The sequence below is a fragment of the Butyricimonas faecihominis genome, assembly GCF_033096445.1.
In the GTDB taxonomy this organism is placed as follows: domain Bacteria; phylum Bacteroidota; class Bacteroidia; order Bacteroidales; family Marinifilaceae; genus Butyricimonas; species Butyricimonas faecihominis.
This window is the reverse complement of the sequence record NZ_AP028155.1, coordinates 614,129-634,548: the sequence shown is the minus strand read 5'-3', so window position 1 is coordinate 634,548 and position 20,420 is coordinate 614,129. Positions and strand designations below refer to the sequence as shown.

Annotated in this window: 16 protein-coding genes; 5 read left to right on the top strand and 11 right to left on the bottom strand. The window is 49.4% G+C overall.

Features of this window, described 5'->3' with window-relative positions; all coding sequences use genetic code 11:
- Positions 1–241 precede the first annotated feature (241 nt).
- Entirely contained in the window at positions 242–793 is a 552-nt protein-coding gene (locus R8806_RS02690) for an NUDIX hydrolase (RefSeq protein WP_229782898.1), read from the top strand.
- Positions 794–860: 67 nt separating this feature from the next.
- Here the strand turns inward: R8806_RS02690 and R8806_RS02685 are convergent, their stop codons facing one another.
- Positions 861–2,261 (bottom strand): NfeD family protein, encoded by a 1,401-nt coding sequence (locus tag R8806_RS02685; protein WP_124316491.1) that lies wholly within the window; start codon positions 2,259–2,261, stop codon positions 861–863.
- A complete protein-coding gene (locus R8806_RS02680) occupies positions 2,261–3,064 on the bottom strand; it encodes an EI24 domain-containing protein (protein WP_124316487.1) in 804 nt (267 codons plus the stop codon). The genes R8806_RS02685 and R8806_RS02680 overlap by 1 nt, the downstream gene beginning before the upstream one ends.
- 179 nt (positions 3,065–3,243) lie before the next feature.
- Here R8806_RS02680 and purB point away from each other — a divergent pair, with 179 nt between their 5' ends.
- The 3 genes from purB to R8806_RS02665 all read left to right on the top strand — a co-directional run bounded on the left by purB (position 3,244) and on the right by R8806_RS02665 (position 7,367).
- Positions 3,244–4,584 carry an adenylosuccinate lyase gene (gene purB / locus R8806_RS02675; protein ID WP_124316486.1) on the top strand — a complete coding sequence of 447 codons (1,341 nt, stop codon included), beginning with the start codon at positions 3,244–3,246 and terminating at the stop codon, positions 4,582–4,584.
- A gap of 81 nt (positions 4,585–4,665) precedes the next feature.
- Entirely contained in the window at positions 4,666–6,489 is a 1,824-nt protein-coding gene (locus R8806_RS02670; protein ID WP_118302771.1) for an ABC transporter ATP-binding protein, read from the top strand.
- 2 nt (positions 6,490–6,491) lie between these two features.
- Positions 6,492–7,367 carry an NADPH-dependent 7-cyano-7-deazaguanine reductase QueF gene (locus R8806_RS02665; RefSeq protein ID WP_124316485.1) on the top strand — a complete coding sequence of 292 codons (876 nt, stop codon included), beginning with the start codon at positions 6,492–6,494 and terminating at the stop codon, positions 7,365–7,367.
- Positions 7,368–7,841: 474 nt separating this feature from the next.
- Here R8806_RS02665 and R8806_RS02660 read toward each other — a convergent pair whose 3' ends face one another.
- The 9 genes from R8806_RS02660 to R8806_RS02620 all read right to left on the bottom strand — a co-directional run bounded on the left by R8806_RS02660 (position 7,842) and on the right by R8806_RS02620 (position 18,660).
- Positions 7,842–8,453 (bottom strand): porin family protein, encoded by a 612-nt coding sequence (locus R8806_RS02660; protein ID WP_027202671.1) that lies wholly within the window; start codon positions 8,451–8,453, stop codon positions 7,842–7,844.
- Between the two features lie 283 nt (positions 8,454–8,736).
- Positions 8,737–10,326, bottom strand: a complete 1,590-nt coding sequence (locus R8806_RS02655; protein ID WP_124316484.1) for a S41 family peptidase — start codon at positions 10,324–10,326, stop codon at positions 8,737–8,739.
- Positions 10,327–10,424: 98 nt separating this feature from the next.
- Positions 10,425–10,916: a metallophosphoesterase family protein gene (locus tag R8806_RS02650; protein WP_087419982.1), complete on the bottom strand. Its 492-nt coding sequence runs from the start codon at positions 10,914–10,916 to the stop codon at positions 10,425–10,427.
- A gap of 203 nt (positions 10,917–11,119) precedes the next feature.
- Positions 11,120–14,194: an AAA family ATPase gene (locus tag R8806_RS02645; protein WP_124317689.1), complete on the bottom strand. Its 3,075-nt coding sequence runs from the start codon at positions 14,192–14,194 to the stop codon at positions 11,120–11,122.
- 101 nt (positions 14,195–14,295) lie between these two features.
- Positions 14,296–15,534 (bottom strand): metallophosphoesterase family protein, encoded by a 1,239-nt coding sequence (locus tag R8806_RS02640; RefSeq protein WP_124317688.1) that lies wholly within the window; start codon positions 15,532–15,534, stop codon positions 14,296–14,298.
- 3 nt (positions 15,535–15,537) lie between these two features.
- Entirely contained in the window at positions 15,538–16,512 is a 975-nt protein-coding gene (locus R8806_RS02635) for a transglutaminase domain-containing protein (protein ID WP_124317687.1), read from the bottom strand.
- Positions 16,509–17,354 carry a deoxyribonuclease IV gene (gene nfo, locus R8806_RS02630; protein WP_124317686.1) on the bottom strand — a complete coding sequence of 282 codons (846 nt, stop codon included), beginning with the start codon at positions 17,352–17,354 and terminating at the stop codon, positions 16,509–16,511. The genes R8806_RS02635 and nfo overlap by 4 nt, the downstream gene beginning before the upstream one ends.
- Before the next feature lie 144 nt (positions 17,355–17,498).
- On the bottom strand, positions 17,499–18,068 hold the full coding sequence (locus R8806_RS02625; RefSeq protein WP_151411459.1) for a hypothetical protein: 570 nt from the start codon (positions 18,066–18,068) through the stop codon (positions 17,499–17,501).
- A 4-nt stretch (positions 18,069–18,072) separates the two neighbouring features.
- A complete protein-coding gene (locus R8806_RS02620; RefSeq protein ID WP_151411458.1) occupies positions 18,073–18,660 on the bottom strand; it encodes a hypothetical protein in 588 nt (195 codons plus the stop codon).
- A gap of 154 nt (positions 18,661–18,814) precedes the next feature.
- Here R8806_RS02620 and R8806_RS02615 point away from each other — a divergent pair, with 154 nt between their 5' ends.
- Complete coding sequence (locus R8806_RS02615) at positions 18,815–20,392, top strand: peptide chain release factor 3 (protein ID WP_124317053.1); 1,578 nt, start codon at positions 18,815–18,817, stop codon at positions 20,390–20,392.
- Positions 20,393–20,420 lie beyond the last annotated feature (28 nt).

Sequence of the window (20,420 nt, the reverse complement as noted above, 5' to 3'; positions counted from 1 at the left end):
CATGTGTGTACTAATCGGGATCTTCGCATTCTCGAAAGTGGACATGACTCAGACATTGCCCGAATCATACCGCAAGACATTACAGGTCACCCCGGAACAGCAACAAGCCATGCACCGGATGCTACGCCTGCTATTTTACCTGCTCGTATTACATACCGTCCTAGCTTTCACTTCTGCCTTTATCTTTGACGAAGAAATACATCAATTTATAGAAGGACCTCTATTGTATATTCTGATTGTCCTGTTTTTTCTCACATTATTTGTTAAGAACAGACTACTTGCCAAAGCAGCCAGTCAGGACGAATGGTTACCTATCGTGAACGAGAAAGGCGAAGTCGTCGGTAAAGCTACCCGTAGAAGTTGTCATTCCGGCTCCATGCTCCTACATCCCGTCGTGCATCTCCACCTTATCAACGAACAAGGGGACATTTACCTGCAAAAACGCAGCATGAAAAAGAACTTTCTTCCCGGAATGTGGGATACTGCCGTGGGTGGTCACGTCGCACTGGGAGAGAAAATAGAAGATGCCTTAAAACGGGAAACTTTCGAAGAACTGGGTATCACGAAATTCAAGGCCCGTTTCCTCGGTTCCTACGTGTGGGAGAGTTCCCGCGAACGAGAACTCGTATTCCCTTTTCTTTGTACCTCTCATGACGCCATTCACATCAATAACGACGAAGTAGACGAGGGACGCTTCTGGTCTCGCAAAGAGATCGAACAAAATGCAGCCGCCAACATCTTCACCCCAAACTTTTTACACGAATACAATCATCTACTGAAAAAAATCAAATAACCAATCAACGTCCTAATCAATTTGATTCCACCAAGCCATACCTCGATGGACCTCTTTTTTTATTCTCTTAATTTATAACCACGTAAACCTGCCCGGCCTGATATTTAACCACCCGTACCACTTTTCCTCTCTCAATAAAAGCTCCCGTATCCGACACAGCATCATACACCTCATTCCCGATCATTACCTTCCCCGCCGGGCGCAAATCTGTGAATGTAGTCCCCACCTTACCGATCTCCTCCTTTACCGCCATATCCACACCCACGAAACCATCCTCCACTTTCTGTTCTGCGTGAAGAGCAAAATTCAATCGTCGGGAACCAAACAATTTTCGGCTCAACCAAATACTCCCGAATAGTGAAAGTAACGAACAACTCACCACGAAAAACAACGAGCGAATAATGGCACTTGTAAAATCCGGCAAGAAATCAAACGTGAAATCGTCAATCCCCGCCAATACCAGCGACGCTACCACGCAAACAATTCCCAGTACCCCGGTGACACCGAAACCCGGTATCACGAATATCTCCAGCAGCAACAGGATAATCCCCACCACAAACAGGATCATCTCCACGTAATTTGCCATCCCTTCCAAATACAACGGGGCAAAATACAACAAACACGCTGTTATCGCTGCTACCAAGGGGAACCCAACTCCCGGAGTCTGCAACTCGAAATAAATTCCCCCGATAATAATCATGATCAAAATCCCTTGTACGATCGGGCTGATCAGAAACCCTATAAACCGATCCATCGTCGTCGGTTTATACTCGTGCAACTCGTAATTCGTAATTCCCTCTTTCTGTAACACTTCCACCACGCTCTCCGCAATTCCGTCACAGAACCCGTATTGTATCGCCTCATGCGGAGTAAACGTTACCACTTTCCCGCTATCCGTTACCCCCTCGACCACAACCCTCTCGTCCACCATAGCTTCGGCAATCCTCGGATCCCGTTTCCAACGAATCACCCTTTGCCCGTTCTCCATCACCGTATCCTTCCCGTGCGCCTGAGCCGTGGCACGAATCATCGATCGCATATATGACTGGTACTTATCGGGCATGGCATCCCCCGTTTGGTTCACGACTGTTGCCGCACCTATATTCGCTCCTTCACGCATATAAATACGGTCACAGGCAATAGAAATCAACGCTCCCGCAGAGGCGGCATTATTATCAATAAATACCCATACCGGTTTCGGATAATTCAATATCAAACTACGCAGAGAATCGGCATATACTACCATTCCCCCGTACGTATTCATATGCACCAAAATAACATCTGCATTTTCGTCCGTGGCCCGGTCAAAAGACCTTTTCACCAACCGCCATATACTAGGACCGATTTCGTCCTTAATATCCACCTTGTAAACCAGTTCCCGATTCTCCCCCGAATCATTTTTTTCCTCCCCGGCAAACATCGGCAGGTTTCCCACCAACAAAAACAAAACTACCAACCACTTTCTCATCATGCTATATCTTTCAATTTTTGAATATTTTCCTTCCCCAACTGTTCCTCGACCACCACCGTTCCCGCCACCACAGAAAGTAACGACACAAAACTGCAAACCACGATACTCCCCCACGGGATCATCAACGACAAGGCAAACACAGTCCCGATAGCCGTCACGCTTCCCGCATTATGTCGCATATAACGAACACTCTCCTTTACCCGAAAACGCTTTCTCTCCACGGCATAATCCATAAAAGCGAACCCGTAGAAATAAGCGCCCACTCCAAAGGTCAGTACAGGCATAACCAATCCGGCCAAAGGAATAAAAGAACCGAAAAACAACACAATCATCACGAGTAATTGCAGGATCATACAACGTAACGAAATTGCAATACCTCGTCCGATTTCCCAAACCAATTGTTTCAGGTCAAAAGGGTACTCCCACCCCGACACAATTGCCTCTGTCCGTTCCGAAAGCCACGAGTAAACGGGCGACATCACCACCATTACCACGTATCCCCCGAACGAAATAAATAGTATATAATACAGGAAACGGGTTAACAACTTTACTAAGAATCCGGCCACTCCCGACACCCATTCCAACCATGATATACCCTCAATCCACTCCATCATTTTTGCCTCGATCACACCGGAAAGTCCGTCCCCCAAATACCCCACGGCATAATTACCGACCACGAACAACACGATGACAATCACCACCGGGAAAAGCATAAAATACCACAACTTACTAGAAAACAATAAACTTATCGCCTTCCCGTATGCTCGTATTCCTCTCGAAAAATCTCGTGCAAAACCCATAAACAGTGCATTAAATTTCCTGTAAATTTAAACATTTTTTCGCAAACATCAAGGCAACGACGTTGCCTTAGAATTCTTTATAAACTTTACAGACCTTATGAACTTTACGAACTATTTTGTACTTTCGCGTGAGAAAGTAAATTCCTTGATTTAACAATAACGTGAAAAACAAATAACATATGCAAGCATTAACAGCAATTTCGCCGATTGACGGCAGATACAGGGACAAAGTAGATAGCTTGGCAAACTACTTTTCCGAGAGTGCCCTGATTCGTTACAGGGTAATGGTAGAGGTTGAATACTTCATCGCTCTCTGCGAGTTACCGTTACCACAATTACGAAGATTCGACCACGCGCTGTTTGACAACTTGAAAGAAATATACCTGGACTTTACCGTCGAGGATGCCCAAAAGATCAAAGACATCGAGAAAGTAACCAACCACGACGTGAAAGCCGTGGAATACTTCATCAAGGAACGGTTCGACGCACTGAATCTCCACGAGTACAAAGAATTTATCCACTTCGGGTTGACTTCACAAGATATCAACAACACGGCAGTACCCTGTTCTTTCCGGGATGCCATTCACGACGTTTACTACCCCGTGATTGACGAACTGATCGCCAAACTCGAAGAATTGGCCGAAGAGTGGAAAGATGTACCCATGCTGGCAAAAACCCACGGGCAACCGGCATCCCCGACCCGATTGGGTAAAGAGATCCGTGTATTCGTCTATCGTCTGACCAAACAACTGGAACTACTGAAAAAAGTAGCTTGTTCCGGTAAATTCGGAGGTGCCACCGGGAACTTCAACGCCCACAACGTGGCTTACCCGGAGATCGACTGGACGGCATTTGCCAACAAGTTCCTTACCGAAAAACTGAAAATAGAACGAGAACAATACACCACCCAAATATCCAACTACGACAACTTTGCCGCCGTGTTCGACAACCTGCGCCGCATCAACAACATCGTGGTGGATTTGGATCGTGACTTCTGGACGTATATCTCCATGGCCTACTTCAAACAGAAAATCAAGGCCGGAGAAGTTGGCTCGTCAGCTATGCCCCACAAGGTAAACCCGATCGACTTCGAGAACTCGGAAGGTAACCTAGGGATTGCTAATGCCGTGCTTGACCACCTCAGCAACAAATTGCCAATCTCCCGTCTGCAACGTGACCTTACGGATTCCACCGTCTTACGTAACATCGGGGTACCCTTGGCCCACACGATCATCGCCTTCAAATCCACGCTGAAAGGATTAAACAAACTGATCATCAACAAACCGGCCATCGAGGCAGACCTAGAGGATAACTGGGCCGTGGTAGCCGAGGCGATCCAGACCATACTTCGCCGCGAAGCTTACCCCAACCCGTACGAGGCGTTAAAAGCCCTTACCCGTACCAACAGCAAGGTAACCCAAGCCTCCATCGCCGAGTTCATCGACACCCTTGACGTATCTGCCGAGCTGAAAGAACAACTCAAACAAATCAGCCCGTCAAACTACACGGGAAAACTATAAAACAATTGAAAATTGAAAATGGAGAATTGAAAATGTATTCTATTCTCATTTTCAATTTTCAACTTTCAATTTTCAATTATTATGCGTGATTTCATACAAATTTTGAAGAGGTTCATCCCTCCTTACAAATCCAGACTCGGAAAAAACATCTTCTACAATATTCTTTCCGCCGCATTCGGTTCTGTTTCGTTCGTGTTACTCGTACCCGTGCTAAACATCCTTTTCAACGTGACGGAAGAAGTAACAGAACTCGTACCATTCGAACTAAACAAGGAGAGCTTGATGACGAACTTCAACTATTACGTCACGCTATCAAAACAACATTTTTCCGCATCGACCACCTTACTATTTGCCGGTGGTTTCTTCGTACTAGCCGCATTATTCAAAACGGGATTCTCCTATCTCGCCTCCTACGAGATCGTGTTCATCCGGAATGGTGTCGTGCGGGATATTCGTCGGAAAATATACCAAAAGATATTATCATTGCCTCTTCCCTTCTTCTCCGAAGAACGCAAGGGTGACATCATCGCCCGAACCACGGGTGACGTGCAAGAAGTGGAGAACTCCATCATGAACTCGTTGGAAATGTTCTTCCAAAACCCCATCATCATCCTGATCTACCTCTCCGGAATGATCTTTATGAGCTGGCAATTAACCTTATTTGTGCTGGTACTACTGCCCATCATGGGGACCTTGATCGGTAAGGTGGGAAAGACCTTGAAAAAGCGCTCCAAGGAAGGGCAAGACAAAATGGGCGAAATCCTGTCCAACATCGAGGAAACCCTTTCCGGCCTCCGCGTGATCAAGGCATTCAACGCCGAAGATAAGATGGATAAGTTATTCACCTCGCATAATGAACAGTACCGCCAAATCATGAACCGCCTGATGTGGCGTCGTTCACTCGCTCACCCGATGAGTGAATTCCTCGGAACCATCGTCGTGGTAATCGTCGTGTGGTTCGGAGGCCTTCTTATTCTCGGGCAGACACCTCTCATGGATGCCTCAAGCTTTATCGCCTATATAGCCCTCTTCTACTCGATCATCAACCCGGCAAAACAATTCTCCACGGCACTATACAGCATTCAGAAAGGAGCCGCCGCCATGGACCGTATCGACCAGATACTAAATGCCGAATCAACCATACTGGAACCCGAACAACCGAAACCGTTAAACGGGTTCAATAAAGAGATCGAGTACCGCAACGTGAGTTTTGCTTACCGTCCGGACCGCGTCGTCCTAAAGGACGTGAATGTCAAAATAGGAAAAGGACAGACCGTTGCCCTCGTCGGACAATCCGGCTCCGGGAAGAGTACCTTTGTCGATCTCTTGCCCCGTTTCTACGACGTGATCAAGGGTGAAATCCTAATCGACGGCATCAACATCAAGGACGTGTCGTTACACGGTTTACGTGAACTCATGGGGAACGTGAACCAAGACCCGATCCTCTTTAACGATACTATCTTTAATAACATCGCCTTCGGCGTCGAATCGGCCACCCGGGAAGAGGTCGAACGGGCAGCCCGGATTGCCAATGCCCACGAGTTTATCATGCAAACCGAGAAAGGATATGACACCTGTATCGGGGACCGCGGGGGCAAATTAAGCGGTGGACAACGCCAACGCTTGAGCATCGCCCGGGCCGTGTTGAAAAACCCGCCCATCATGATCCTCGACGAGGCGACCTCCGCACTGGACACCGAGTCGGAAAAGCTCGTGCAGGAGGCCCTCGATAACCTGATGAAAAACCGCACCTCCATCGTCGTGGCCCATCGTCTTTCAACGATCCGCAACGCCGACATGATCTGCGTTTTCCACGAAGGTAAAATCGTGGAACGGGGACGCCATGAAGAACTGTTGGCTCTGGATGGCATCTACACGAAATTATACAACATGCAAAACTTCTGATCATGAGTATTGAATCCAAAGTCCTCGGCCAACAAGTTGCCTACCCGACCGATTATTGCCCGTCAATTCTCGTTCCGGTCCCGCGTAGCCTAAACCGGGAGATTTACGATATTCATACCCCGGAAGAATTATTCCGGGGATTCGACACTTGGCACGCCTACGAGGCCGGATTCTTAACCAGAAACGGCTTACCCGTGTGCGGGGTTCTAAAACTGGTTTACCCGGCCAACAGCCCATGTATCGTGGAAAGTAAATCGCTGAAACTATACTTGAATTCCTTAAACATGACCCGCCTCGGGGAAGACATTCCATCAGGCATAGAAACATACCTCCAAACCGTGAAATCGGACCTCGAACAAATACTGCAAACCCGTATAGAAGCCACGTTTTTCCGTCAAGCCCCCGAAAAACCGTATTTCGATTTTCAAGATTACATGCTACTGGAAGCCATGCCCGGCATCGAACAGGCAACCTTCACCGAGTACAGTGAAAACCCGGCATTACTGGAAAGCCGGACAACCGGAAGAGGGGAAATCAAGGTATGCAGCCACCTGTTACGGAGTAACTGCAAGATCACGAAACAACCCGATTGGGGTAGCATCTACATCCACATACAAGCCGACTGCCTACCGGATCATGCCTCCCTCTTGAAATATATCGTCTCCCTACGAAACGAGAACCATTTCCACGAAGAAATATGTGAAATGACCTACAAACGCTTATGGGACCTCTTCCACCCGGAGATTCTCGCGGTATCCTGTATCTACACCCGCCGCGGGGGCATCGACATCTGTCCCTCCCGGGCCAACCAAGCAGAATACCTCCCGGAACACCTCCAAGCCCCGGAAATATTAACCCGGAAATTATTAAGACAATAGCAAAAGGACTGCCTAAACGATATTTAGACAGTCCCTGCAACCAGTCCCCACTTTACGGGTCTGACAACCACTTTACACTATCATTTTTTGATTCGTTAAACGAAGGTTTATAGAGATCGTCCAAAACGACTTTTAGAAAGCCATGTGCAAAGAACAATTACTATCGTTTAACCATTGATTACAAACATATTAAACCTTATGACAACTTTTTTGGTAATTAAAAGAAAATAACTACATTTGTAATATCAAAAAAGGTTCGTTAAATAATACTCGAAACAAGTCCTAGTTTCGTACCTAAATCACACCTTCCGAGCCTCAAAATCAGTCATATTAATTATTCCCGTTGACTTACAAGCAACAATACGGTATTAAATAAAAAGACCGCACCTGAATATTCAAAGTACGGTCTTTTCAATAAAACTCATCCATCTCACGTCATGAAACTTACGAGTTTCTATATTCTACGATAAACACCTAGAATTTCCAACCGGCTGATAACTGGAACACCCGGTTCTGGTTATTACCACCGAATTTATCTTTCTCGATCACGTTCGTCAACCCCAAATTGTAACGGGCAGAAACCACCAATCCCATATTAAAATCGTAAGACAATCCCATGGCAAAACTCAAATCCACCGTGTTCAAATGATCAATATCCGTTTTTACTTCCGTACCACCGGATTTCGTTTTACTCTTACCATTCAAGGCAAAACCCAGTTGCGGCCCGAGATCAACGCTAACCCCTTCCCAAACATAAAATTTAGCCAAAACAGGAATATTCAAATAATTCACGCGGGCCCATGTCTTCACACCCCCGGACTTTCCTTTATCTCCTTGACGAGAATAGATCAACTCCGTCTGCAAACCGAAAAGATCATTAAATTTAAACTCGGCAAAAGCTCCCAGATGGAAACTAAACTTACTCTTGTTCAAACCGTCACTGATACTTGCCACGTTAAACCCGAACTTCGGACCAAAATAAAATTCCGTCCCGGTTAAACCTTCCACCTTGTTTTTAAACGACGTTTGGGCCTGCACGCTACCTAACATGACCATGGCAAGCACCACTAATAAAAACTTTTTCATTCCACTAAATTTAAGGTTAATATGGTAGAACTGAAAAACGAGTTTTTCAGTTCGGTTACAAGTTAACAAGTTACAAGTTACAGGTTCAACTACCCTGCACACGCCATAACTGTTAACATCAATAAATATTTGCAACAAAAAACAGGCCAAAGGGATGAACTAAAAAACAACTTTTTCAATTCGCTTACAAATTAACAGGTTACAAGTTGAGACCCAAATATTCAAATCCCCGAAACCTGTAACCTGCCAACCTGTAACCTGCAACTTATCAAGTAACGTCCCGTTACTTGATAATCTTCCCATACGTCCCGTCATGCAATGCCTTCACGGCAGCTTTCAGTATCTTGTTCTCCTCGTTAGAGATTCGGTACAACTCGTTCATATTCCAAAGATCACGGGCGATTAGTGACTTCACGAACAACTTGATTTCCGGCACGATCGGGGTGAAAAGTTTCTCGTCCTTCTTCACGCCTTGCTTCTCGCCGTTTTTCACGATCTCATCAATCATATCACTTGTTACCTGAAAATTCTTCTGGAACATCTCGAACTTCGGGTATTTCTTTTTAAGCGATTCCCGGTTCTTATCCACGTAATTCAACACATATTCATTGATCACGCCCTTTGCCAGCAAACGATTAAAGTAGCTGTAATTGATCCCCGTGTCAATCGGTACAAACACGTCGGGAATAATACCACCCCCACCGTAAACCAGACGATGATCCTTCTTCGTGTAATATTTCGTGGAATCCGTCAACTCGATACTATCGGCACTAAACATCTCTCCATTGTTATATCGTTCGAACACTTCGGCCTGATAATCCTTCCCCTTGTAAGGTTTCTGGATGCACCGCCCCGACGGCGTGAAGTAATGCGACACCGTCAGACGAACCATTGAACCGTCCGTCAACGGGAATTGCCGTTGCACAAGTCCCTTACCGAAAGAACGACGTCCCACGATCAACCCGCGGTCCCAATCCTGCACCGCTCCCGACACGATCTCGCTGGCTGAGGCCGAGTTCCCGTCAATCAACACGACTACCCGGCCGTCTTGGAACAACCCGGCCGGTGTGGACGACTCGCCCATACGCCCGAAAGCGGGACTATCCGTGTACACGATCAACTTCTCCCCGTCAAGCAAATGATCGGCCAAACCGATAGCGGCACCCATGTAACCGCCCCCGTTTCCTTGCAGGTCGATAATCAGGTCTTTCATACCCTGCGCTTTCAATTCGGTCACGGCCTTTTCAAACTCTTCCACCGTGGTGGCGGCAAAACGGGCAATCTTGATATATCCGATATTCTTATCGATCATGTAAGAGGCATCAACGCTATAAATCGGAATCATGTCACGTGTGATATTGAAATCAATGATCTCACCGCCTCTCTTCACTTTCACCTTCACGATAGACCCTTTCTCTCCTTTCAGCCGTTTCCGCACGTCCGTGTTGCTAATCCCGATTCCGGCGATATTCTCCCCATCAACGGCAATAATCCGGTCTCCGGCCAGCAAGCCCACCTTCTCGGAAGGTCCCCCGGCAACCACATCCACGACCAGCAACGTATCGTTAAGCACGTTAAACTGAATCCCGATCCCGAAAAAGCCCCCGTCCAGCGGTTCATTCGCCTCTTCAACCTCTTCTTTGGAAATATACACGGAATGCGGGTCCAGATCCGCCAGTACCTTCACGATGGCATCTTCCGTCAATTTTTTCAGGTTCACGGTATCCACGTAAGCGGCATCAATCATTTGCATTAATCGCTGGTACTTAATCGCTTGTTCCTGCACCTCACGGGGTTTCCGTTGTGCGTCAGCATTTTCCCAGCTCAAACAGGCGATTAGCAATGCAACCGCCGATAGTAATACTCTTTTCATACTTTATTATATACTTTATGTTCTTCCTATTCTACGTGTAATTTGCACAAATGTAACAAACAGAAAGCATTAAATGTCCTAACAGACTCTTAAATTATTTATTTTTCCAACTCGATCAATTCAAGGTTTTCAATCCGTTCCCCGTTAATCTCGAAACGGGCCGCAGTCCGTACCGTGTGGAACCCGAATTTCCCGGCTGCCCCCGGATTGATATGCAAGCATCCCAATGCCTGATCATACTTCACTTTTGCGATATGCGAGTGACCGCACACGAAAAGTTGCGGGCGTTCCCGCCGTAACGTCTCCGCGATCTTCCGGTCATAATGCCCCGGGTAACCTCCGATATGAGTGATGACCACTTTCACGTTCTCGCAATAAAACACCTCTTTTTCCGGGAATATCCGGCGTAATATACCCCCGTCAATATTCCCGTACACAGCGTGTAACGTGAACCGTTTCGCCAGTGCATCCGTGATCGCCACGTCCCCGATATCCCCGCAATGCCACACCTCGTTACAATCCTTGAAAAACTCCACGATCTTCGGGTCCAACCACCCGTGAGTATCTGATAACAAACCGACCTTTACCATTTTAGATTTTAAATTTTAGATTCAACTAATTTCTTGATTTATGATTTTAGATTAAACTCCCTCCCGGCTACGCCGTACTCCCTCTATAAACAGAGGGAGAGTTAAAAATACCATCTTGAGATTGAAGAGTAACTAAACTCCTCCTCTGTTTATAGAGGAGGTGCCCGGAGGGCGGAGGAGTTCTCATTTTCAATTCTCCATTTTCAATTTTCAATTATCACCACGCTCCCCCTCTCCACCGTGTTCTCCACGAATAAACACGCCGGAACCTCCTGCTGCATTTCCTCGACATGAGAGATCAGCCCGACCACCCGGTTCTCGGCCCGCAAGGATTTCAAGGTTTCGAAGACGACACTCAACGACTCCCGGTCCAGCGAACCGAACCCTTCATCCAGAAAGAAAAAGTTCTGGCTACTCCCTGTCAAATGGCGGATATTATCCGTCAATGCCAGCGCCAGAGACAACGAGGCTTGGAACACCTGTCCCCCGGAAAGCGTGCGGGCGCTCCTCACTCGCCCCTCGTTCATGAAATCACGTACCACGAAATCATTTTCCTCGCTCAACTCCAGTTTCAAGCGCTGGCGGGTCATCCGGTAAAAACGCTCGTTCGCCGCGTTACAGAGATTCTGCAAGTAAATAGACGAAACGAACTTCACGAAATCATTCCCCCGGAACAACCCCTTCAACATCTGCAAATTCGTCAACCGTAACTCCAAACCTTCCAACTCTCGCCCGATCTTCTCCCGGGCCGCAACACGGGTTTCCATATCCTTAATCTGGTTCCCTAAAGCTCCCTGTTCTGCCAGCATTTCCCGTTCCCGTACCAACGCGGCCTCCACCCGTTGACATAGCGCAACGTGTTCTTCCTCGTTATAAGATACCCCGGCAAGCAACACCTCTAACTCCGCTTTCCGAACCTGCACGGCGTGAACCTGCTCCCGGTAACGGTTAATCTCTCCCCGCACCCCGGGTAAATCCAGCTTACCAGCCAGCACCTCCCGAACCGCAGCCAGATCGGGATAAGCCGAATCTTTCAACAAACGTTCCAACTCCTGTACTTCCTCTTCCAATTCCTGCTGCAAACGGGTCACCTCCTTACTTTTTTCCTCCACGCTCCCTTCCCACTTCCGGAAATCCGCCTCGATCACCTGCAACCGTGCGGCATCCCGTTGATAATCCAGCCCGACCTGATCGAAACGCTGCCTACATCCTTCCAGCTCCTTACCGACTTCCGTGTCGGGCAACCCCTCGTACTCCTTCCCATCGAACCCCGCCTGCTGCTCCCGCAACAACCCGGTCTGTGAATCCCGCTGCACGATCTCCCGGCTGATCTCGTCAAGACGGGCGACGTACTTTTCAAGATTCACTCGTTTCTGCTCGATGCTCTTCTCCGTGTTCCCGCGTACCATCTCCCGCTCCCCTTTCTCCTTATTCAAAAGCGCCACCCGGTTCATCTCATCTGTCAAGTACTGCATATTATCGGGCGTAAACCCTTCCCACGCGAAACGGGTCAGATGCTCCCGTAACCGTTCCCGCACAACAGCCTGCTGTCGGATGATTTGTTCTTTCCGTTCCCCTGCCGATCGCAACCGTTCCCCGATCACGGCCAGACGGGACATCATCCGTTCCAACATCTTCCCTTCTTCCTCCAAGCCCGCGACACGGTCGGCCTTCTCCTTCAACTCCCCCTCGACTTCCGTGACGTGCAAGGGTGCGGGATGCGACAAGGCCCCGCAAAGGGGACAAGGTTCACCCTCCGACAACTCCCTTGCGAAATCCACCAATCGCTGGCGGGTACTTAAATGTAACCACTCCTCCCGCATCTTCTGCACGGTGGCGGCAAGTTGTTCCTGCCTCTCCCGGCAAGCCTCCTGCAACGCCTCGCGTGTCATGGCCTGTAACGTCCCGAATGCGGGATACTGCTCCTGTACCATCCGCACCTCCCCTTCCTCCCGGGCGATTTCCTTATCCACCCCGGCTAACTCTTCCTGCCAACGGGTCAACTCTTCCCGGAGATGCTGTTGTATATTATACCATTCCCGAATATCCGATAACATCTTCATATCGGGAATCGACTGGTTCAACTGTTCTAACCTCTCTTTCTGTTCTCGTAACTGCTCCTGTAACACCTCGATCTCCCGCCTCGTCGCCACCACGATTTCTTCACCCTTGCGGTGTCGCTCCTTCAATTCATCCTGCTCCTTGCTTATCGCACGTAAATGCAGCAACCGTTCCAATTGTCCGGCACGCTCTTTCAACACATCCCGTCCCTCGTACGCCTGTTTCAATTGAGAGAATTGCCCGGAGAAACGGGTAAGCTCGGCCTGTTTAGCGGTCAGTTGCTCCCGGTAACCGGACAACACCCGCGCAGACTCTGCCAACCGCCGCCCCGTCTCGTCGTGGCGGCTCAACGGTTGCTGGAACTGTTGCAAACATCGCTCGTACTCGTCCATGCGAGCCTGCAAACCTGCCATCGCCTCCCGTTGTTCCAACAGCTTTCGTTCCTCTTCCTGTCGTGCCACCCGCTCGTCGGTGAGTTGTTTCACTTTCTTCCCCCTCTCCATTTGCTCCTGCCCCTCGTGAATCTCTTTTTTCACCCCGGCAATCTCTTCCTGCAAGGCCGCGTAACGCTGTTTCCGCTCGGCCAACTGCTCTCCGCTCACCTCACCCAATCCCGTGAGTTGTCCCCGCAAATCGATCACCCGCCGGGTCGTCTCCCCCTCCAAGTAAGCCACTCGCCCACCCAGATCATAGCGCCGGAGTTCCCCGAAAAGCTCCATCATCATATCGGTACGCTCCTTGTCCCGCAACATCAGGAACTCCTGAAACTTCCCCTGCGGGATAATCACCACCCGTTTGAAATTCTGTGCCGTCAGCCCGATCGCCCCGACCACTTCTTCCCGCATACAGGGCAACCACTCGTCGCCCTCCCACACGTGGTAAAGGTACTTCGGCGAACTCACGTCAGCGAACCTCTTCTTGTTCCGCCTGCACTCTACCGTCGCCCGGTACAATCGTCCGTCCTCTCCCGCCCGGAACTCGAAGTCCACGAACAGGCGGTCGGATTGCAGGTTCATCACGTTATATTTCACGTCATTATTCAAACGGTCAATCGTACCGTAAATGGCATAGATCATCGCCTCCAATATCGTCGATTTTCCGCTCCCCACCGGACCGAATATCCCGAACAACCGGGCTTCCGTCAAGCGGGTAAAATCTATCGTCTGGCGCTCCCGGTAGGAGTAAATACCTTCAAGAGTTAATTTAACGGGCAACATAGGAAATTGAAAATTGAAAATGATAGAACTTGTAACTTACCGAAGACAACCACGGGGGATAATTTAGAAAGTTTCATCTTTTAGTTTTTAACTTTTATCTTTTAACTGTCACTTTTCCTCGAATCGCCATCCATCGACAACGCCTCGCGGAAAAGCGACCTGATTTCTTCATTCGGTTCCTGTCCCTTGCGCTGGCGGAAGTACTCGGCAAAGAGGGCGTTAACGTCCGAGCGCAAGTCGTGGATAGAAGCCACACGATCGTTCACGAGAGAAGCGTCACGCACATCCGGGATGATACAAACAATACCGTCATGCGCGGCGTGCAGAGATTTCACTTCTTGAGCCGTAAGGAAAATATCCGTGGCAACGGTCAGTTCTACCCACGTGTCGAGATGTTCCGCGAGCCATTGCAAGGCAGCCTCCACCCCCTCGAAACGGCCACGCACCAAGGGACGCCCGCTCGTCAGCCGACGCTTCGTGACACGAGCCGGACATCCCGGTTCAAGGTCCACGAGCGTCACGTATTTATCCTGCTCGGCCTCGCTGAAACTGTAACTCAAGGGACTACCGCTATATACTGCGGGACAAGGCTCCGTGTCCACCGTTTGCCAGCGATGCAGGTGTCCCAGCGCGGCGTACTGCATGGCGGGAGGAATCAACGAAGTATAGATGACATCGGCACCACCGATATTGATCGGTCGCTCGTCCTCCGGCTCTTCGGGCAACTCACCGCCCTCCCTCGCCATGAAAAGATGGGCCACCAACAGGTTCACCCCCTCCGTGTCGCAATACTTGTTGGCCAACCCTGCCCAATGATCCCGCAGGAAAACCCGCAACCCCTCGTCGGCATCCTCCGTGCCCATGTAGCGTTTGGCCCGTTGCCCGTTCGTGTAAGGGGTAAGTAGCACCCGCAACGGGTAATCGAACCCCGGCAATCGGAACTCGGCAAACCCCTCGTCCGACCGGACCAACGTCACCCCGCCTTCCGTTCGCGTCTCCTGCGACACGATCATCGGGTTCCCGGCAAAGAAAATCCCGCTCTCCCGTGCCAGCACGTCGGGCGAATCCACCCGGTCCGGTGAATCGTGATTCCCGGCAATAGCCACCACCAAACGCTGCCCGCCCCGTGCCAACCGATGCAACGTGCGGTAAAGCAACTCGATCGCCTCCACGGGTGGGTTAAACGTGTCGAACAAGTCCCCCGCCACGATCACCGCATCCGCGGCCTCCTCGTCAGCCACCCGCACAATCTCGTCCATCACGGCCACTTGCTCTCCGGCACGCTCCCGGTCATTCAACCGCTTTCCAAGGTGCCAGTCTGAAGTATGTAATATTTTCATCCTCTATTTAATTAGAGCCTCCACGTTCCGGAGTCCCTCGTCAATACTCTCTTTCACGCCGGGCAAATCCCTAGCGTACTCTTCCGCGATCCTGAAATACGCCCTCGCCCGGGTCAACACGGCCTGCGTCTTCCGGTTATAATTCAACAGGAAAACCGCCTCGTTATAGTATGTCACCGCCATCACCTCCTTGTTCCGCGGGTTAAAACGGTTCGCCCGCCGGGCAAAAAGCATCTGTCGTTCATCCCTCGGCAAGCGCCGGAAGGCCGCGATACTATCCGTGTAATTATAATAATCTCCCCGCTCACCCTCCGTCAAATTCCCCTCGATAAACGCGTCCATGGCGTACGGCCTGTCGGTCAACTGCCACGCCGGATCAGCCGGCATGTGAGTGGTCAGAAATTGCTCTCCCCGCGTCAACACGTACTCCGGGTTCCAGTGCCGTCTGAACACCCATTCCCCCGCCGCATCTCTCCCCAACGCTCCCACGGCCCACATCATATCGACGTGCCACCACTCTCCCGCCACTTGCACGGCATTCCACACGTGATTCGTCCGGCGACACGTTTCCCCACGCTCCCGACCATCCTCCGCCACGTACCCTTCCACCCGCTCGTTCTCGATCCCCAGCCTGTTGCATAACTCCCCGAACAACCCCGTGAAATCCCCGCAAATTCCTTTCCTCTCCTTCAACACCTCGCGGTAATCCCCGTCCGGCCCTCCCGTGAGGAACTTCCCGGCGTCAATCGCCATGTACTCACGGAACCATCCCGCCAGCACGATCACTTTCTCCCGTTCCGTCCGCCCCCACCGGGCCACGCTGTCGACAAGCGCCTCCATGCTCACCTCACCGGGGAGGCGCCCTCCCCGTTCAAGCATACCCTCTTCCCCCGGCAAGACTTGTGCCACGAGAGGTATCTCCGAAAGGACAACCACCGCCGTCAACAACCATTTCACAGACGCACGCACCGGTATCATTTCACGAAACCCTTCAACATCCGTATTTCCTCCGGCCACAACGCCTCGTCCGGCGTTTCCAGTATCAATGGTATACCGTCAAACCGTTCGTCCTCCATGATCCACTTGAAAGGCTCTATGCCCAACGTTCCTTTTCCCAAACTATCGTGGCGGTCCACCCGTGAACCCAGCTCTTTTTTAGCATCGTTCAGGTGCATTCCCCGCAGGTACTTGAACCCGATCACGTTGTCGAAATGCTCGAACGTCTCGGTGAATCCTCCCGATGTCGCCAAATCGTAACCCGCGGCGAAAGAATGGCAGGTATCAATGCAGACGCCCACCCGGCTCTTGTCCTCCACCCGGTCGATAATATAGGCGATCTGCTCGAACGTGTAGCCGAGATTCGATCCCTGTCCCGCCGTGTTCTCGATCACCGCCGTCACGCCGCGGGTCTTATCCAGCGTCAGGTTGATCGACTCCGCGATCAGCGCCAGACATTCCTCGTCGCTGATCTTCTTCAACGTACTGCCGGGGTGAAAATTCAACCGATCCAACCCCAACTGCTCGCAGCGCTGCATCTCGTCGAGGAAAGCCTCCCGCGACTTCTCCAGCGCATCCGCATCCGGGTTACCGAGATTAATCAAATAACTGTCGTGCGGCAATATCTGTCGAGGCGTGTACCCGAATTCCTCGCAGCGTTCTTTGAACAGTGCGATACTCTCCGCCGTCAGCGGTGCCGCCTTCCACTGCCGCTGGTTCTTCGTGAATAAGGCAAAAGCCGTCGCCCCGATTTCGCGGGCGTTCAACGGCGCGTTCTCCACTCCTCCCGATGCACTCACGTGCGCTCCTATATACTTTTCCATAGTCTCTTTTTCATTAAAATGACACGAACTATTACAAAAGTACTTCTTTTTTCCCGAACCACGACATTCTCCAACAAAAAGAAAGAGGTGTATCAAAAGCCGCCTTCAAACACACCTACCCCTCTCACTCGATTTATCACACTCTTAAATAGTCACGAATGCAAAACTCGTTTCAACCAGTCTGATTAAATCACCCGTCATAAAAGTCTCATCTACTACCCATATTCGTTTTTTCTCGAACTCTTCCTTGAACTCTAACATCTTCTCTTTACTCCCTTTCATTTCCTCGAATCGTTTATTCAAATCCATAACCTTTACCTTCGACAAAAATGTCTTAGGTAACGTCCGTACCGAAAATCTTGGTAGGGCTAACGGCTTTTCTCCCTTTCCCCGATAGTTTGAGTGAACAATCTTGCTACCGTCAATATTAACATGATCAAGCATGAAATAATATCCCTTTGTTTCGAGATGATACTCGATCGATGGCGTCGTAAACTGCATCGTATCGTTCCACGTCACCCGATAAACACCCTTTCCCTTCTCCACGGGGCTAACCACCATAAAAACATCATTCAAATCCGGCTCTCTCACGCTATCCTTCACGTGTTGGAAATATTCCTGTAAACAAGCCGGAATACCTGTTCCGTCACAACCTGTCGAATCCCGTTCCGAGCCTTCAACCAAAAGCATTAACAAAGTAAGCAGTTTAATCATTTTTCTATTTTTTAATTCTAAAATTTACTTTAATCAACTCCACAAGCATTTTTTCTTCATCGCTTAAAGCCTTATACTTTTCAGTATCTTCAAACCCGATATAAACAAAATACTTCGCAAGATTCTCTCTACAACCAAAAATTCTTTGAATCCACCTGTGATAGACAACATCCGTTAGCATTCGTTCATGATCCCTTTCGTTATCTCCACAACCATACTCTATATGATACCATTCATGTAAAGCGATTAAAAGGTATCCATTCCAATCATACTCCCGAATTTTTTCTTTTTTGATATAAAATTGACGCAATAAAAATTGAGGTCGTGTAATCACTACTACCGGATCCATCTGTGTTAACTGATTATCAAGATACCAATGTTCATATTCTGTTTCTAAATTAAATATAATTTGAACACTTTCAAATGCAAACCTAAATGAATCAACAAAATTATTTGTAATCGGAGGAGGAATAACGGAATTACTTGTTAAGCCTATTTTCTCTTCATCCATACTCAAGATAGCATCATCAAAAACATTCTCGCATCCACACATAAAACCTACTATTACGATAGTAAAAATACATCTTCTCATAATTGCAATTAAATTACACTTTTACCTCACGAAACGCCCCATATTCCACAAATTTAAGAAAAATAATCCTTATTTTCAATCCTATCCCTCCATATTTTCAATTCTGAATTCCTTTTCCTATCTTTGCACCCGCTAAAAAAAACACGTAATCAGCATGGGTTTCAAGGAAGAAATATTAAAACGACGCACGTTCGGTATCATCAGTCACCCCGACGCGGGTAAAACGACCTTAACGGAGAAATTATTGCTTTTCGGTGGCGCCATACACGTGGCGGGAGCCGTGAAGTCGAACAAGATCAAGAAAACGGCCACCTCCGACTTCATGGAGATCGAGCGCCAGAGAGGGATCTCCGTGGCCACTTCCGTCATGGGTTTCGAGTACAAGGACGTGAAGATCAACATTCTTGACACCCCCGGTCACCAAGACTTCGCCGAGGACACGTTTCGCGTGCTGACGGCCTGCGACAGCGTGATTATCGTCGTTGACTCAGCGAAAGGCGTGGAGACGCAGACCCGCAAGCTGATGCAAGTGTGCCGGATGCGCAAAACCCCGGTCATCGTGTTTATCAACAAACTTGACCGCCCCGGTCAGGACCCGTTCGACCTGCTGGACGAGATCGAGAAAGAGTTGCAAATACAAGTCACCCCGTTAAGCTGGCCCATCGGTAACGGTGACCAGTTCAAGGGTATTTACAACATACACCGCGAGAACCTTTGCCTCTACTCGGCAAGCGTGCAGACCATTCAGGATGGCATTGAGATCAACGACATCAATTCCGGCGAACTCGACGAGCATATTGGTGAACGCTCGGCCGACAAGTTGCGGGAAGACCTCGAACTCGTTCGGGAAGTGTACCCCGCCATCGACCGGGAGGCATACCTTGACGGGCAACTGGCCCCCGTGTTCTTCGGATCGGCACTGAACAACTTCGGTATCCGCGAGATGCTGGATTGTTTCATCGAAATCGCTCCCAGCCCGCTTCCCCGCGAGACGGACGAGCGTCTCGTGCAACCGGACGAGGAGAAATTCACCGGTTTTGTCTTCAAGATCCACGCCAACATGGACCCCAACCACCGCGACCGTATCGCCTTCGTGAAAGTGTGTTCCGGCGTGTTCCGACGTAACACCAACTACCTGCACGTCGGCTTGGGCAAGAACCTCAAGTTCTCCACCCCCACGGCGTTCATGGCATCCAAGAAATCCATTATCGACGAGGCGTACCCCGGTGACATCGTGGGTCTTCACGACACGGGTAACTTCAAGATCGGTGACACGCTGACGGAAGGCGAGAAACTTCATTTCAAGGGTATTCCCAGTTTCTCCCCGGAACTCTTCAAATACATCGAGAACGCTGATCCCATGAAATCCAAGCAACTGGCCAAGGGTATCGACCAGCTCATGGACGAAGGGGTGGCCCAATTATTCACGAACCAGTTCAACAATCGTAAGATTATTGGAACCGTAGGTGCGCTCCAGTTCGAGGTTATCGAGTACCGTTTGCTGCACGAGTACAGCGCCGCCTGTCGCTGGGAAAATATCAATCTTTACAAGGCTTGCTGGATCGAGGCTCTCGACCCGAAGGAATTGGAAGATTTCCGTCTCCACAAGGCACAGTACATGGCCAAGGACAAGTGGGGTCGTGACGTATTTCTCGCCGAATCACAGTACATGCTGCAAATGGCGCAAGTGAATTACAAGAAACTGGTGTTCCACTTTACCTCGGAATTTTAGGGTTTATAAGGTTTATAAACTAGGAAAA

Bases quoted from the DNA above. Each gene is read 5' to 3' on its own strand.
- R8806_RS02685 (WP_124316491.1), bottom strand. From the start codon at position 2,261: ATGAGAAAGTGGTTGGTAGTTTTGTTTTTGTTGGTGGGAAACCTGCCG.
- R8806_RS02680 (WP_124316487.1), bottom strand. From the start codon at position 3,064: ATGGGTTTTGCACGAGATTTTTCGAGAGGAATACGAGCATACGGGAAG.
- purB (WP_124316486.1), top strand. From the start codon at position 3,244: ATGCAAGCATTAACAGCAATTTCGCCGATTGACGGCAGATACAGGGAC.
- R8806_RS02670 (WP_118302771.1), top strand. From the start codon at position 4,666: ATGCGTGATTTCATACAAATTTTGAAGAGGTTCATCCCTCCTTACAAA.
- R8806_RS02665 (WP_124316485.1), top strand. From the start codon at position 6,492: ATGAGTATTGAATCCAAAGTCCTCGGCCAACAAGTTGCCTACCCGACC.
- R8806_RS02660 (WP_027202671.1), bottom strand. From the start codon at position 8,453: ATGAAAAAGTTTTTATTAGTGGTGCTTGCCATGGTCATGTTAGGTAGC.
- R8806_RS02655 (WP_124316484.1), bottom strand. From the start codon at position 10,326: ATGAAAAGAGTATTACTATCGGCGGTTGCATTGCTAATCGCCTGTTTG.
- R8806_RS02650 (WP_087419982.1), bottom strand. From the start codon at position 10,916: ATGGTAAAGGTCGGTTTGTTATCAGATACTCACGGGTGGTTGGACCCG.
- R8806_RS02645 (WP_124317689.1), bottom strand. From the start codon at position 14,194: ATGTTGCCCGTTAAATTAACTCTTGAAGGTATTTACTCCTACCGGGAG.
- R8806_RS02640 (WP_124317688.1), bottom strand. From the start codon at position 15,534: ATGAAAATATTACATACTTCAGACTGGCACCTTGGAAAGCGGTTGAAT.
- R8806_RS02635 (WP_124317687.1), bottom strand. From the start codon at position 16,512: ATGATACCGGTGCGTGCGTCTGTGAAATGGTTGTTGACGGCGGTGGTT.
- nfo (WP_124317686.1), bottom strand. From the start codon at position 17,354: ATGGAAAAGTATATAGGAGCGCACGTGAGTGCATCGGGAGGAGTGGAG.
- R8806_RS02625 (WP_151411459.1), bottom strand. From the start codon at position 18,068: ATGATTAAACTGCTTACTTTGTTAATGCTTTTGGTTGAAGGCTCGGAA.
- R8806_RS02620 (WP_151411458.1), bottom strand. From the start codon at position 18,660: ATGAGAAGATGTATTTTTACTATCGTAATAGTAGGTTTTATGTGTGGA.
- R8806_RS02615 (WP_124317053.1), top strand. From the start codon at position 18,815: ATGGGTTTCAAGGAAGAAATATTAAAACGACGCACGTTCGGTATCATC.